The organism is Streptomyces sp. NPDC096152 (assembly GCF_044763235.1).
In the GTDB taxonomy this organism is placed as follows: domain Bacteria; phylum Actinomycetota; class Actinomycetes; order Streptomycetales; family Streptomycetaceae; genus Streptomyces.
In genome coordinates, this window is record NZ_JBIWFW010000005.1 from 572,822 (window position 1) to 588,056 (window position 15,235).

Below are 15,235 nucleotides of genomic sequence, written 5' to 3' on the forward strand. Positions count from 1 at the left end.
AACCTCGTAAGCGTGTCGTCTCTCGCGCTCTACCGCCGCTACCGCCCGGAGTCCTTTGCCGAGGTCATCGGGCAGGAGCATGTCACCGACCCGCTGCAGCAGGCGCTGCGGAACAACCGGGTCAATCACGCGTACCTGTTCAGCGGTCCGCGCGGCTGCGGCAAGACGACCAGCGCCCGCATCCTGGCCCGCTGTCTGAACTGCGAGCAGGGGCCGACCCCGACGCCGTGCGGTGAGTGCCAGTCCTGCCAGGACCTGGCCAGGAACGGGCCGGGCTCCATCGACGTCATCGAGATCGACGCCGCTTCGCACGGTGGTGTGGACGACGCCCGTGAGCTGCGCGAGAAGGCGTTCTTCGGGCCCGCGAGCAGCCGGTACAAGATCTACATCATCGACGAGGCCCACATGGTCTCCCCACAGGGCTTCAACGCCCTGCTGAAGGTCGTCGAGGAGCCGCCGGAGCATCTGAAGTTCATCTTCGCCACCACCGAGCCCGAGAAGGTCATCGGCACCATCCGCTCGCGGACCCACCACTACCCGTTCCGGCTCGTGCCCCCGGGGACCCTGCGGGACTACCTCGGCGAGGTGTGCGGCAAGGAGCGGATCCCCGTCGAGGAAGGCGTCCTGCCGCTCGTCGTGCGCGCGGGCGCGGGTTCCGTGCGTGACTCCATGTCCGTCATGGACCAGTTGCTCGCCGGCGCGGGCGACGAAGGTGTGACGTACGCCACGGCCACCGCCCTGCTCGGCTACACGGAGGGCTCGCTGCTCGACTCCGTCGTCGAGTCGTTCGCCACCGGGGACGGCGCCGCGGCCTTCGAGGTCGTGGACCGGGTGATCGAGGGCGGCAACGATCCGCGGCGGTTCGTCGCCGACCTGCTGGAGCGGCTGCGGGACCTCGTGATCCTCGCCGCCGTCCCGGACGCGGCGGAGAAGGGGCTCATCGACGCGCCGGCCGACGTCATCGAGCGGATGCAGGCCCAGGCCGGGGTCTTCGGCGCGGCCGAGCTGAGCCGTGCCGCCGACCTCGTCAACGAGGGGCTGACCGAGATGCGCGGCGCCACCTCGCCGCGGCTCCAGCTCGAACTGATCTGCGCGCGCGTGCTGCTGCCGGCCGCGTACGGCGACGAGCGGTCGGTGATGGCACGGATCGACCGGCTGGAGCGGGGTGTGAGCGTCGCCACGAACCCGGGTGCGGGCATGGGCGCGCCCGCCATGGGTTACGTGCCGGGACCGGAGGCGCACGGCGGCGTCGGGGGCCCCCAGGTCGCTCCCGTGCCGCCGGGCGGCGGCCCGGCGGCGGCGCGCGCGGCCGTACGGGGGCCGGGTGCGCCGGAGGCTCCCGCGGCGGCGCCGGGCGCTCCGGCGGCTTCTCACGCTCCGGGTGCTCCGGGTGGTCCAGGCGCCATTGCAGGCCCTGCGGGGGCCGTGCAAGGCCATGGAGGGGCCGCATCGGGCCGAACCGGCCCCGTGGGCGGTCCCGGCGCGGGCTCCGGCGGTCCGGCGCCCTCCGGGCCCGCCGCCGGTGACCGTCACGAGGAGCCGCCCGCGCCTGCCGCGGCGGCGGCTCCGCCCGCCCCTGCCCCCGCGTCCCCGGCGGCTCCGCCCCAGGGTCCCGCCGCGCCCGGCTCCTGGCCCACCGCGGCCCCCGCGGGCGGCGGCCGGCGTCCCGGCGGCTGGCCCACGGCGACGGCACCGGGCGGCGGCGGACGGCCCCCGGCCGGTCCGGGCGCGCCGGCCCAGGGGCAGCAGGCACCGGCCCGCCCCGCCCCCGCGCAATCGGCGCCCCAGCACCAGGCGCCGCCCGCCGCCGCGCCCGTCTCGCCCCCGCCGGGCGGCGGGATCGACCCCCGCTCGCTCTGGCCGAACATCCTCGAGGCGGTGAAGAACCGCCGCCGTTTCACCTGGATCCTGCTCAGTCAGAACGCCCAGGTCACCGGCTTCGACGGCACCACCCTCCAGATCGGCTTCGTCAACGCCGGAGCCCGGGACAATTTCGCCGGCAGCGGCAGCGAGGACGTTCTCCGGCAAGCCCTGGCCGAGCAGTTCAACGTCCATTGGAAGATCGAGGCGATCGTCGACCCGACGGGCGGCGGCTCCGCACCCCCCGCGCCCGGCGGCTTCGGTGGTGGCGGCGGCTCCGGCTTCGGGGGCTCCGGACCGGGCTTCGGCGGTTCCGGTGGCGGCTACGGCGGCGGTGGCGGTGTGGCGGCGGCGCCGCGCACGGCGGCTCCCCAGGCCCCGGCGCAGGGTCCCGCGCCTGGCGCGGCGCCCGGTCGTCCGTCCGCCTCGGCGGGCGCGTCCACGGGACTGGCGGAGCGGTCGCCCGCGTCACCGTCGGCCCCGGCCGCCCCCCGGCCCTCCGCCCCCGAGCCCACCCCGGTCGCCCCCGAGGACGACATCCCCGAGGACGACGACCCCGACCTCGACGAGTCCGCCCTCTCCGGGCACGAGCTGATCGTGCGCGAGTTGGGCGCGACCGTGGTCGAGGAGTACTCGACGGAGTGACGCGGCGACGAAGCGGCGGCACTCGGCAGCGGCACGCGCGGCGGCCCACAGCAAGCAGCGGCACGAACAGCGGCGCCGGGCAGGGGCGCCGGGCAGCGGCTGCGGGCGATGACCGCCGGGCCTTTTCGTAGGAACATACGAACGCCCGGTCGCCGGCTCCTCGGTGGCCCGCACAACCGGTGCCCGCCCCCTCCCGTTAGGCTGACCCCGTGAAGGTCCTTGTCATCGGTAGCGGCGCCCGCGAGCACGCCCTGTGCCGTTCCCTGTCCCTCGACCCCGACGTCACGGCGCTGCACTGCGCCCCCGGCAACGCCGGCATCGCCGAGGTCGCCGAGCTGCACAAGGTCGACGCCCTGGACGGCGCCGCCGTCGCCGCGCTGGCCACGGAGCTGGGCGCCGACCTCGTGGTCGTCGGCCCGGAGGCCCCGCTGGTCGCCGGGGTCGCCGACGCCGTGCGCGCGGCGGACATCCCGGTCTTCGGCCCGTCCAAGGAGGCCGCACAGCTCGAGGGCTCCAAGGCCTTCGCCAAGGACGTGATGGCCGCGGCGGGCGTCCCCACGGCCCGTTCGTACGTCTGCACCACGCCGGAGGAGGCCGCCGCGGCCCTCGACGCCTTCGGCGCCCCGTACGTCGTCAAGGACGACGGGCTCGCCGCGGGCAAGGGCGTCGTCGTCACCGGTCACCTCGACGCCGCCGAGGCGCACGCGGCGGCCTGCATGGGTACGGCCTCCGCGCCCGCCGGACAGCGGGGCAGCGTGGTCGTCGAGGAGTACCTCGACGGCCCGGAGGTGTCCCTGTTCGCCGTCACCGACGGCGAGACGGTGGTGCCGCTGCAGCCCGCGCAGGACTTCAAGCGCGCCCTGAACGGCGACGAGGGCCCGAACACCGGCGGCATGGGCGCGTACTCCCCGCTGCCCTGGGCCGACCCCAAGCTCGTGGACGACGTGCTGCACAGCGTGCTGCAGCCCACCGTCGACGAGATGCGCCGCCGGGGCACGCCGTTCTCCGGCCTGCTCTACGCCGGGCTGGCGATCACCGGCCGCGGGATCCGTGTGATCGAGTTCAACGCCCGTTTCGGCGACCCCGAGACCCAGGTCGTCCTGGCCCGTCTGCGGACGCCGCTCGCCGGTGTCCTGATGGCCGCGGCCACCGGCACCCTCGCGCACCTGGAACCGCTGCGCTGGAGCGACGACGCGGCCGTCACCGTGGTCGTGGCCTCGCACAACTACCCCGGCACCCCGCGCACCGGCGACCCGATCACCGGCCTGGACGAGGTGGCCGCCCAGGACGCCCCGCACGCGTACGTCCTGCACGCCGGCACCCGGCGCGACGGCGACACCGTTGTGAGCGCGGGCGGCCGCGTGCTGTCCGTCACCGCGACCGGCGCGGACCTGACCGAGGCCCGCGACCGCGCGTACACCGCCGTGGCCCGCATCGGCCTCGACGGTTCCCAGCACCGTACGGACATCGCGGCGAAGGCGGCGGCGGGCGCGTAGCGCCACCGCACTCCGCGCCCCACCCGGCACCGGACCCGCGCCCGCACCGCACACCGCACACCGCACACCGCACACCGCACACCGCACACCGCACACCGCACGCGCCTCAGGCCCCGGACGAAATCCGGGGCCTGACCGTTGCTTTCGGTCGCCCAGCTCTGACCAAAGCCATTCCATCGAGTGACCGATGTTCTATCCGGCTGACGTGGGCCGCAGCCCCAACTAGGGTGCGGCGCAAGCGTTCGGGCACTTGGCCCACCGGCATTGCGATGTCGGTGGCGGGTGCCACAGTGGGGGAGTGAGCAACACCAGGACAGTCGGGAGGGGGTGACGTCCGGTCGTGACCGGTACGGGTGTGGAGATCGGCGCGCAGGCCGCACGCTCGCGTGCCCTGGCCGTGCTGCGGATCCGCAGCCGGGCGCTGGCCGTCGCCCTGCTGCCCGCCGCGGCCGCCGTGGTGCTGCTCGCGGGCGGCTCCACCGGACATTTCGTGGGCCGGGGCTGGGACCTGACCCGCTGGATCGTGGGCGCGGTGGCGGCCGTCGTCCTGCTCGCCGCCGTCGGCGTCGGCCTGGTGGTCGCCCGGGCCCGCCCGGCCACGACTCCGACGGTCCCGATCCCCGAGGAGGCCGCCCCGGACCTGTACCGGCTGGTGCGCGACCTCGCCGACCGCCTCGACGTCCCCGCCCCCTCCGCCATAGCGCTCACGCCGGACTGCGACAGCTGGCTGGAGGACCGCACCCACCCGGCCCACGGCCCTCCCCCGCGCGAGGTCCGCGACGAGCCGGGCGGCATACGCGGCCTGTCCCTGGCCCGGCCGCGCCGTACCGCCGCCCCGGTCCTGGTGATCGGCTCCCCGTTCCTGTGGTGGATGCGGGTCGGCGAGCTGCGGGCCGTCCTCGCCCCGGTCGTCGCCGGTACGGGACCCTCGGCGCACCCGGACATAGCCGCCGCCCGGCGCTTCGTCCGCGGTCTGGACGCCGCGGTGGCCGTCGCCGCCACGCCCGGCCGCTGTCGGCTGTTCCGCGGGATGTGCGCGGCGCTCGGCCGGGTCGCCCGGCTGCTGCTGCGCAGCTGCCGGGAGCACGCCACCGAGATGGAGCGCGGGGTGGCCTCCGCCGCCGCCGAGCGCGCCCAGACCGTGGACTACGGGCTGCGGATCGTCGCGCAGGAGCAGGTGGGCCTGGCGTACGCGGGCTGGGACCGGCTGCTGACGCGGGTCGCGCTGCCCGCCTGGCGCATGGGCCGCTGGCCCGCGCGGCTGGACGCGGGCGTGGTCGCGGCCCTCACCGAGCTGTCCCGCCGGGACCGCCTGGCCGAGGGATTCGCCTCCCGGCTCGGCGAGCGCCCCGCCTGCGACCTGCTCGAAGAGCCCGGCGCGGTGGACGAGGCGGCCTCGCTGCTGGCCGCCCGCCTCTTCCACGGCGGCCCGGCCGAACGCGGGCCGGGCTGGTCACCGGTCGACTGGGAGGCGTATCCGGAGGAGGTCGTCGACCGCAAGTGGCGCGCCGACGCCGCCCGGCTGCACCGGGTGCTGGACAGCCTGGGCGTACGCCGTTCCCCGGTGCCCCCGGCCGCGAATCCGCACGGCCCGACCCTGGCCCGCGTCCTGGACCACCTGGCGGCCGCCCCGCACGGCCCCTACGACCACGGGCTCGGCCCCGACGCCGGCGGACTCGGCCCGGACGTTCACGGGCCCGGCCCCCGGAACCACGGGTTCGCGAACGAGACCCACACTCACGGCCCCGGCCGCGACGCCCGCGGCCTCGCGGCCGGGGCTCACGGGCTCGGCCCCGCCGCCCCGTCCGACGCGGAGGCGCGCCGACCCGGCGCCGACGCTCCGGGGCCCGTCGCCCCGCCCGTCGCCCCGCCCGTCGCCACCCCCGCCGTCCCACCGGGCGGCACGTCGGGCTCCGCGCCCACGGCGGGACCGCGCGGGACCGACGAGGAGGACACGGCCGAGTTCGGCAGCGAGCGGAGCGCGGCGCTCGCGGCGGGGCTCAGCGCCGAGCTGGCCCGCGAGGAGGCGGACGCTCCGGCCCGTGCGGCGGCCTCGTCGGGAGCCGCAGGCCAGGGCCAGGCCCCCGACCTCATGCCCTGGGACGACGGAGCCCTGCCGCTGTTCCCGCTCCAGCCCCCGCGCACCGGCCGCGACCTGCTCGCCGACCACGTCACCGCCATGGTGTGCTGCGCCGCGATGGACACCGCCGGCGCGACTCCGGGCCTCGACTGGCTGGACGGTCCCGCCCTGATGCTGGGCGGTGAGCGGGCCGCCGACCTGGGCTCCAAGGTCCTGGCCCTGGTCGAGGACGGCGATCCGGGCCCGTTGCGGACCTGGCTGAGCGATCTCGGCATACGCCCGGAGAAGCCCGTCCGGCTCGGCTGAGCTGGGACGACGCGGGAGCCGACACCCCGCCTACCGGACCCCCCGCTTCCACTTTCGGCCAATACGCAACGAATAGTGACAACATGCGTGCGTTATGTGATGTGCTGGAACCGAACACGCGCCTGGCAAACGCGCGCGACATACGACACGCGGCGTCCGCCGCCAGACAGACAGTGGCAGACGCCGACACGAACCGACAGACGACGTCCGGTGCCGTCCGGCGACGAACACCGACGGCCACGGACGACGGACGACGGACGACGGACGACGGCGAGCATGACGACGGACGAGGGCGGGCGCGTCGCCGGACGCCGACGGAACCGCACGCAAGAGCCGACAGCACCGCAGGGCACGGACGGACACCGGCAGGCACCGGCAGGTACTTACCGGTACACGACGACTGACCACGGGGGCACGAGGGAGGGGACGCCATGGGGTCGGAGCACATCCGCCGCTGGGAGTCGGGAGCACTCGCGCACGCCGTGACGGACCCCTTCGGCCAGGGACCGGTCCCCTGGCTGCGCGGCAGCGAGACCTACTTCGACGACACCGGCCACGTCGTCCCCTGGTACGTGGACCCGGCCCCGCAGGCCGCGGCCGGCGCCCCGCGCGTCCCGGCCCCCCGGGCCTCCGGCGACCCCCGCTCGGCCGACGACGTGCATCGCCAGATCAAAGGTTTCACCTCCACCGGCGCCGTCGCGCCCGGAGAGGCGATCGACTTCCACGTCACGGTCGACCCGCCTCAGCAGTTCGGCGTGGACGTCTACCGCATCGGCCACTACGGCGGCGACGGCGCGGCCAAGATCACCACCAGCCCGCGTCTGTCCGGCATCGTCCAGCCCCCGCCGCTGGCCGCCGACCGCACGGTCTCCTGCCACCACTGGTGGCTGTCCTGGCGTCTGCAGGTCCCGTCGTACTGGAGCATCGGCGCGTACGTCGCCGTCCTGACCACGGCCGACGGATACCGCTCGCACGTGCCGTTCACCGTCCGGGACGAGCGCCCGGCGGACCTGCTCCTGCTCCTGCCCGACATCACCTGGCAGGCCTACAACCTCTACCCGGAGGACGGCCGCACCGGCGCCAGCCTCTACCACGCGTGGGACGGGGACGGCCGGCTGCTCGGCGAGGCCGACGCCGCGACCACGGTCTCCTTCGACCGCCCGTACGCGGGCGCGGGTCTGCCGCTGCACGTCGGCCACGCCTACGACTTCATCCGCTGGGCCGAGCGCTACGGCTACGACCTCGCCTACGCCGACGCCCGCGACCTGCACTCCGGCCGGATCGACCCCGCCCGCTACCGCGGCCTGGTCTTCCCCGGGCACGACGAGTACTGGTCGGTCGCCATGCGCCGTACCGTCGAGCGCGCCCGCGACCACGGCACGTCCCTGGTGTTCCTCTCCGCCAACACCATGTACTGGCAGGTGGAGCTGGGCCCCTCCCCGTCCGGGGTGCCGGACCGCCTGCTCACCTGCCGCAAGCGCAAAGGCCCCGGCCGGCCCGTGCTGTGGCGGGAGATCGACCGGCCCGAGCAGCAACTCGTCGGCATCCAGTACGCAGGCCGTGTCCCCGAGCCGCGCCCGCTGATCGTGCGGAACGCGGACCACTGGCTGTGGGAGTCGACCGGAGCGCACGAGGGCGACGGCATCGAGGGCCTGGTCGCGGGCGAGGCCGACCGCTACTTCCCCCGCACCCCGCTCCCCGCGCACCAGGACCGCATCCTGCTCGCCCACTCCCCGTACACCGACGGCGAGGGCGTCCTGCGTCACCAGGAGACGTCCCTCTACCGGGCCCCCTCCGGCGCCCTGGTGTTCGCCTCCGGGACGTTCGCCTGGTCCCCGTCGCTGGACCGCCCCGGCCACGTCGACGCGCGGATCCAGCGAGCCACCGCCAACCTGCTGGACCGCATCTGCAAACGGGGGTGAGCGCGGCCGCCAGGCCCCGTCCGCCTCCGTCCGACCCACCCCAGCCCGAGTCCGATCCTCCCCATACGGGAGAATCGAGCCACTTGGACAGAACCACGGGGAGGAACCGTGTCCGGATTCGTCGAAAAGCCCGAGCCGCTCCAGGTTCCGGGCCTGGTGCATCTGCACACCGGCAAGGTGCGCGAGCTGTACCGGAACGAGGCGGGCGACCTCGTGATGGTCGCCAGCGACCGCATGTCCGCCTACGACTGGGTGCTGCCCACCGAGATCCCCGACAAGGGCCGTATCCTCACGCAGCTCTCCCTGTGGTGGTTCGAACGGCTCACCGACCTGGTCCCGCACCACGTCCTGAGCTCGGAGCTGCCCGAGGGCGCCCCGGCCGACTGGGCGGGCCGCACCCTGGTCTGCAGGTCGCTGCGGATGGTCCCCGTGGAGTGCGTGGCCCGCGGCTACCTCACCGGCTCGGGCCTGGCCGAGTACGCCGAGTCCCGCACGGTCTGCGGCCTCGCCCTGCCCGAGGGCCTGGAGGACGGCTCCGAGCTTCCCGCGCCGATCTTCACCCCGGCCACCAAGGCCGAGGTCGGCGAGCACGACGAGAACGTCTCCTACGAGGAGGTGGCCCGCCGGGTCGGCGCGGAGACCGCCGCCCAGCTGCGCCAGACGACGCTCGCCGTCTACGGCCGTGCCCGGGACATCGCCCGCGACCGCGGGATCATCCTCGCGGACACCAAGTTCGAGTTCGGCTTCGACGGGGACACCCTCGTCCTCGCCGACGAGGTGCTCACCCCGGACTCCTCCCGCTTCTGGCCGGCCGACCAGTGGCAGCCGGGCCGCGCGCAGCCGTCGTACGACAAGCAGTTCGTCCGCGACTGGCTCACCTCGCCCGAGTCCGGCTGGGACCGCGCGAGCGAGCAGCCCCCGCCGCCGCTCCCGCGGCACGTCGTCGAGGCGACGCGGGCGAAGTACGTGGAGGCGTACGAGCGGCTGACCGGGATGAGCTGGTCCTAGCCGGCGCGGCGGACCGGGCCCGTGGGCGGGCCCGGGCACCCCGGGGCCCGGGAACGCCGGGGCCCGGGAACGCCGAAGGCCCCGGTCGGATGACCGGGGCCTTCGCTGTGGAGCGGACGACGAGGCTCGAACTCGCGACCTCAACCTTGGCAAGGTTGCGCTCTACCAACTGAGCTACGTCCGCAGTGCGCCGTGGCGCGAGGCCAACTATACCCAACCTCACGCACCTGCGAGCCGTATCGCCGTGTGCCGCTTCGCGGTCCTCGGTCCTGTCGGGGCCGGCGGCCGGCCGTCCCGCGCGGTCCGCGGTGGCAGCGCGGTGAGCGCGGCGGGTCCCGATGGCGGGAGCCCGGCCGGTCAACTCCCGAATGAGGCGGCGACTTTCCCGGGGGACCGCGCGGATGGCCCCCGGCGAGCTGACGGACGATGAGGGGCGCCGGCGGGTGCCTCAGCCGGTCGTCCCGCGCGCGGGGATGTGGCGACCTTCACATCGCACTCGTCGCCCTCGCGGGCACTCGTTCGGAGCCAGGGAAATGCACCCGGCCCGACAATGAAAAAGACCCCGATCCGATGGACCGGGGTCTTCTTACCGAGCGGACGACGAGGCTCGAACTCGCGACCTCAACCTTGGCAAGGTTGCGCTCTACCAACTGAGCTACGTCCGCATTGCCTCCGACCGGCTCCCACCGATCGGCGCGGGCACCAGCCTACCTGATCCACATCAGTGGTCGGGACCGGCGGTGCAGAGCGGGTGACAGGAATCGCACACTGCGTCTTCCCCCTGGAAGGGGGATGTTCTACTACTGAACTACACCCGCATGTACTCCGTGGGTTCCGGCCTTTCGGCCTCGCCCCTCGGCGTGCTCCAGACATTAGCTGATCAGCAGGGGGGTGGCGCAAGTCGGTTGCCGCCAGGGCCCGCTGACGGGCCCTGAGCACGCACCCGGGCGGGCACCCGGCGCCCCGGGAGGGCGGGCGCGAGGGCGGCTCCGTCACCGGGCCGCGGAGAACGCCTCGTAGACCCGCTTGGGGATCCGGCCGCGCGCCGGCACCTCCATCTTGTTGGCCTGGGCCCAGGCCCGGACGGCCGCGGGGTCCGGTGCGACCTCGGTCTGCCGGTAGGCCTTGCCCGACTTCGACCGCTTGCGGCCGGCCTCCACGTACGGCTCGAGCGCCTTACGCAGTTTCTTGGCATTGGTTTGGTTCAGGTCGATCTCGTAGAACTTGCCGTCGAGTCCGAAGGCGATCGTTTCCGCCGCTTCCGAGCCGTCGATGTCGTCAAAGAGAGTGACCACGACACGCTGCGCCACGAATATCGGTCCCTTCGTGCGACACCTCTGCTGCCACGCGCTCCGCGATGACGTGCGAAGACGTTCGGAGATGTCGGCTGTCCGCCTGTTATCGGGAAAAGTATCGGCTGTTGCCAATTCATTTGTACAGTGCCGGGCATTGCAAAGTGAAGCCCGACTAAATCTGTCCGCGTGTCCCGGGGCAATACGGCGTCCCGTACCGAAGGTCGAACTTTCCCAGAACTTTTCACGAAGTCCGCGTTCCGATGCCGGATCGTGATGGCCGTCACGTAGATTCCTACGAATCTACCCGCGTAGAAATTTGGTACGGGTAGTCTGAAGGGACCTGCTCAGCACCACACACCGGGAGTGCCAGTGGCACGCGTCGTAGTCGACGTCATGCTCAAGCCGGAGATCCTCGACCCCCAGGGCCAGGCGGTGCAGCGCGCACTGCCGCGCCTGGGTTTCGAAGGCATCTCCGACGTCCGCCAGGGAAAGCGATTCGAACTGGAAGTTGACGGGCCGGTCGACGAGGCCGCGCTCGCCCGCATTCACGATCTTGCCGAATCCTTCCTCGCCAACACCGTGATCGAGGACTTCACCGTCAAGGTGGAGGAAGTCGCGGAGGCGGCGAAGTGACCGCTCGTATCGGCGTCGTCACTTTCCCGGGCAGCCTCGACGACCGGGACACCCAGCGCGCTATCCGTCTCGCGGGAGCCGAACCGGTCGCCCTCTGGCACAAGGACAAGGACCTCAAGCAGGTCGACGCCGTGGTCCTGCCCGGCGGATTCTCCTACGGCGACTATCTGCGGGCCGGCGCCATCTCCCGCTTCTCGCCGGTGATGGAGACGGTCATCGAGCAGGCGAGGGCCGGAATGCCGGTCCTCGGCATCTGCAACGGCTTCCAGGTCCTCACCGAGGCCCACCTCCTCCCGGGCGGCATGCTCGGCAACGACCACCTGCACTTCATCTGCCGCGACCAGAAGCTGCGGGTGGAGAACGCGGAGACGGCCTGGACCGTGGACTACGAGGCGGGCCAGGAGATCCACATCCCGCTGAAGAACATGGACGGCCGCTACGTCGCCGACCGGTACACGCTGGACAAGCTGGAGGCCGAGGGCCGCGTGGTCTTCCGCTACCTGGACTTCAATCCGAACGGCTCGCTCAACGACATCGCGGGCATCACCAACGAGGTCGGCAACGTCGTGGGCCTCATGCCGCACCCCGAGCACGCCGTCGAGCCCCTGATCGGTTCGGGCCGCACCGACGGTCTGCCCTTCTTCACCTCGATCCTCAAGAAGCTGGTCAACGCATGAGCCGGACGCCTCTGGACACGGTCGAGCACGCGGCCGCGACCCCCGACGTCGAGCTGCCCTGGGCCGAACTCGGCCTGAAGAAGGACGAGTACGAGCGGGTCGTGGAGATCCTGGGCCGCCGCCCGACCGGCGCCGAGCTCGCCATGTACTCGGTGATGTGGTCCGAGCACTGCTCGTACAAGTCCTCCAAGGTCCACCTGCGCCAGTTCGGTGAGAAGGCCCCGGAGAACGACGCCCTCCTCGTCGGCATCGGCGAGAACGCCGGCGTCGTCGACGTCGGCCAGGGCTACGCGGTCACCTTCAAGGTGGAGTCGCACAACCACCCCTCCTACGTCGAGCCCTACCAGGGCGCGGCCACCGGAGTCGGCGGCATCGTCCGCGACATCATCGCGATGGGCGCCCGCCCGGTCGCGGTCGTGGACCCGCTGCGCTTCGGCGCCGCCGACCACCCCGACACCAAGCGCGTCCTGCCGGGCGTCGTCGCCGGCATCGGCGGCTACGGCAATTGCCTCGGCCTGCCGAACATCGGCGGCGAGGTCGTCTTCGACGCCTGCTACCAGGGCAATCCGCTGGTCAACGCCGGCGCCATCGGCGTGATGCGGCACGAGGACATCCACCTCGCGAAGGCGTCCGGCGCCGGTAACAAGGTCATCCTGTACGGGGCCCGGACCGGCGGCGACGGCATCGGCGGCGCGTCGATCCTGGCGAGCGAGACCTTCGACGACGCCAAGCCCTCCAAGCGCCCGGCCGTCCAGGTCGGCGACCCCTTCCAGGAGAAGCTCCTCATCGAGTGCACCCTGGAGGCGTTCAAGGAGAAGCTGGTCGTCGGCATCCAGGACCTCGGCGCGGCCGGTCTGTCCTGCGCCACCTCGGAGCTGGCCTCCAACGGCTCGGGCGGCATGCGCGTCACCCTGGACGACGTACCGCTGCGCGACTCCACGCTCTCGCCGGAGGAGATCCTCATGAGCGAGTCGCAGGAACGCATGTGCGCGGTCGTCGAGCCGGGCAAGGTCGACCGCTTCCTGGAGATCTGCGAGAAGTGGGACGTCATCGCCACCGTCATCGGTGAGGTGACCGACGGCGACCGCCTGGAGATCTACTGGCACGGCGGCAGGATCGTCGACGTCGACCCGCGCACGGTCGCGCACGAGGGCCCGGTCTACGAGCGCCCCTACGCCCGCCCGTCCTGGCAGGACGCGCTCCAGGCCGACGACGCGAACAAGCTGCCCCGGCCGGCCTCGGGCGAGGAGCTCAAGGACCAGGTCCTGAAGCTGGTGGCCTCCCCCAACCAGGCCTCCAAGAAGTGGATCACCTCGCAGTACGACCACTTCGTGCAGGGCAACACCGTCCTCGCCCAGCCCGAGGACTCCGGCATGATCCGCATCGACGAGGAGACCGGCCTCGGAGTCGCCCTCGCCACCGACGGCAACGGCCGGTACGCCAAGCTCGACCCGTACACGGGCGCGCAGCTGGCCCTCGCCGAGGCCTACCGGAACGTGGCGACGACCGGCGCCAAGCCGCTCGCCGTCTCCGACTGCCTGAACTTCGGCTCGCCCGAGGACCCGGCGGTGATGTGGCAGTTCGCGGAGGCCGTGCGCGGTCTGGCGGACGGCTGTCTGCAGCTGGGCACCCCGGTGACCGGCGGCAACGTCTCGCTCTACAACCAGACGGGCGAGGCCGCCATCCACCCGACCCCCGTGGTCGCCGTCCTCGGCGTCATCGACGACGTGGCCCGGCGCACCCCGGTCGCCTTCCAGGAGGATGGGCAGCTGCTCTACCTCCTCGGCGACACCCGCGAGGAGTTCGGCGGCTCGGCCTGGTCGCAGGTGATCCACGACCACCTCGGCGGTCTGCCGCCGAAGGTCGACCTGGAGCGGGAGCGGCTGCTCGCCGAGATCCTGATCTCCGCCTCCCGCGACGGCATGATCGACTCCGCGCACGACCTGTCCGACGGCGGGCTGGTCCAGGCCGTGGTCGAGTCGGCGCTGCTCGGCGGCAAGGGCGCGCGCCTGGTCGTACCCGACGGGCTCGACGCCTTCACCTTCCTCTTCTCCGAGTCGGCGGGGCGCGCCGTCGTCGCCGTGCCGCGCTCGGAGGAGGTCCGCTTCAACGACATGTGCGGCGCGCGCGGTCTGCCCGCCACCCGTGTCGGTGTCGTGGACGGTGACGCGATCGAGGTCCAGGGCGAGTTCGCGCTCCCCCTGGCCGCGCTGCGCGAGGCCCACGAGAACACGATCCCGGCGCTGCTCAAGTAGGCGGCCGTACGGCGGGCACGGACCCCACCCGGTGCGCCGGGCGGGGCCCTGCCCGCCGTGCCGCCCGGTCAACGCCGTGACCGGCGCCCGGCCCCGCGCCGAGCACGGACCTCCCGCCCCCTCCGCGCCGACTAGGCTCACCGCCATGCCCCCGGCCAAGAAGCGCACCAGGACGTACGACCCCGTCAGGACGCGGGACGCGGTGTGGGCCCAGTTCGCGCGGGTGCGGGAGGCGGTCGGCGGTCTGACGGGCGAGCAGCTCGCCCTTCCCACCCGGCTCGGCGACTGGACCGTACGGGAGCTGGTGGCGCACATCGGGACCGCGCTCTCGGCGGTCGACCGGGCCCTCGACCGTCCGGAGCCCGCCCGGCAGGACGTGACACTGCCGGACTGGCCCCCCACCACCGCCGCGGACTCCGCGGCCCTCGCCGAGTACGCCCACCGGCTCGCCGAGGAGAACCCCGACCTCTACGCCTACCTCGGCGCGGTCGGGGAGCGATTGCGGGCCCGGCTCGACGAGCATCCCGGCACCCGGCTGCTCGCCACCCCCGCGGGCGCCCTGCCGCTCACGGACTACCTGGTCACCCGCGCCGTCGAGCTCGTCGTCCACACCGACGACCTGAACGCCGCCGTGCCGGGCCTCGCCGTGCCCCACGACCGCCAGGCCCTCGCCGCCTGCACCCGGCTGCTGGCCGACACGCTCGCCGCCCGGGCACCCGGCGGGTCGACCGAGGTGCGCATCCCGCCGTACGCCGTCGTCCAGTGCGTCGAGGGCCCCCGGCACACCCGCGGCACCCCGCCCAACGTCGTCGAGACCGACCCGCTGACCTGGGTCCGGCTGGCCACCGGGCGCACGGCGTGGCGGGACGCGGTGGAGGCGGCCGAGGTCAGCGCGAGCGGGGAGCGGTCCGACCTCGGGGGCCTGCTGCCGCTGATGCGCTGAGCGGCTCGGACGGAACCGGCCGCGCGCCGGGAGGGACGGCTCGGGCGGAACCGGCCGCGCGCCGGGAGGGACGGACCCGGCGGAACCGGCCGCCCGTCCCTCCCGTCCCATCCGC

General features: G+C 73.5%; 10 protein-coding genes and 3 tRNA genes. 9 read left to right on the forward strand and 4 right to left on the reverse strand.

Going from position 1 to position 15,235, the window contains the following annotated elements; genetic code table 11:
* The first annotated feature begins 12 nt into the window (after positions 1-12).
* The 5 genes from ACIQ9G_RS20295 (at position 13) to ACIQ9G_RS20315 (ending at position 9,317) form a co-directional block, all read left to right on the forward strand.
* Complete coding sequence (locus ACIQ9G_RS20295) at positions 13-2,505, forward strand: DNA polymerase III subunit gamma and tau (RefSeq protein ID WP_403611165.1); 2,493 nt, start codon at positions 13-15, stop codon at positions 2,503-2,505.
* Between the two features lie 209 nt (positions 2,506-2,714).
* Complete coding sequence (gene purD, locus ACIQ9G_RS20300) at positions 2,715-4,001, forward strand: phosphoribosylamine--glycine ligase (protein WP_403611168.1); 1,287 nt, start codon at positions 2,715-2,717, stop codon at positions 3,999-4,001.
* Between the two features lie 340 nt (positions 4,002-4,341).
* Positions 4,342-6,387 carry a hypothetical protein gene (locus ACIQ9G_RS20305; RefSeq protein WP_403611171.1) on the forward strand — a complete coding sequence of 682 codons (2,046 nt, stop codon included), beginning with the start codon at positions 4,342-4,344 and terminating at the stop codon, positions 6,385-6,387.
* A gap of 431 nt (positions 6,388-6,818) precedes the next feature.
* Positions 6,819-8,309, forward strand: a complete 1,491-nt coding sequence (locus tag ACIQ9G_RS20310; RefSeq protein ID WP_403611175.1) for a N,N-dimethylformamidase beta subunit family domain-containing protein — start codon at positions 6,819-6,821, stop codon at positions 8,307-8,309.
* 108 nt (positions 8,310-8,417) lie between these two features.
* Positions 8,418-9,317 (forward strand): phosphoribosylaminoimidazolesuccinocarboxamide synthase, encoded by a 900-nt coding sequence (locus tag ACIQ9G_RS20315; RefSeq protein WP_403611177.1) that lies wholly within the window; start codon positions 8,418-8,420, stop codon positions 9,315-9,317.
* 108 nt (positions 9,318-9,425) lie between these two features.
* Here the strand turns inward: ACIQ9G_RS20315 and ACIQ9G_RS20320 are convergent.
* From ACIQ9G_RS20320 to ACIQ9G_RS20335, 4 genes are all read right to left on the reverse strand, one after another.
* A tRNA-Gly gene (locus ACIQ9G_RS20320) sits at positions 9,426-9,501 on the reverse strand.
* 408 nt (positions 9,502-9,909) lie between these two features.
* A tRNA-Gly gene (locus tag ACIQ9G_RS20325) sits at positions 9,910-9,982 on the reverse strand.
* Positions 9,983-10,063: 81 nt separating this feature from the next.
* Positions 10,064-10,135: transfer RNA gene (locus ACIQ9G_RS20330), tRNA-Gly, on the reverse strand.
* A 174-nt stretch (positions 10,136-10,309) separates the two neighbouring features.
* Entirely contained in the window at positions 10,310-10,627 is a 318-nt protein-coding gene (locus ACIQ9G_RS20335; RefSeq protein ID WP_356192220.1) for an Lsr2 family protein, read from the reverse strand.
* Between the two features lie 354 nt (positions 10,628-10,981).
* On the opposite strand from ACIQ9G_RS20335, the gene purS reads away from it, so the two are divergent.
* From purS to ACIQ9G_RS20355, 4 genes are all read left to right on the forward strand, one after another.
* Positions 10,982-11,245, forward strand: coding sequence for a phosphoribosylformylglycinamidine synthase subunit PurS (gene purS, locus ACIQ9G_RS20340; RefSeq protein WP_015659417.1), 264 nt, complete (start codon positions 10,982-10,984; stop codon positions 11,243-11,245).
* Positions 11,242-11,922 carry a phosphoribosylformylglycinamidine synthase subunit PurQ gene (purQ, locus tag ACIQ9G_RS20345; RefSeq protein WP_403611180.1) on the forward strand — a complete coding sequence of 227 codons (681 nt, stop codon included), beginning with the start codon at positions 11,242-11,244 and terminating at the stop codon, positions 11,920-11,922. The genes purS and purQ overlap by 4 nt, the downstream gene beginning before the upstream one ends.
* Entirely contained in the window at positions 11,919-14,177 is a 2,259-nt protein-coding gene (gene purL / locus ACIQ9G_RS20350) for a phosphoribosylformylglycinamidine synthase subunit PurL (RefSeq protein ID WP_403611183.1), read from the forward strand. The genes purQ and purL overlap by 4 nt, the downstream gene beginning before the upstream one ends.
* A gap of 145 nt (positions 14,178-14,322) precedes the next feature.
* Positions 14,323-15,120, forward strand: coding sequence for a sterol carrier family protein (locus ACIQ9G_RS20355; protein WP_403611185.1), 798 nt, complete (start codon positions 14,323-14,325; stop codon positions 15,118-15,120).
* Positions 15,121-15,235: the final 115 nt, after the last annotated feature.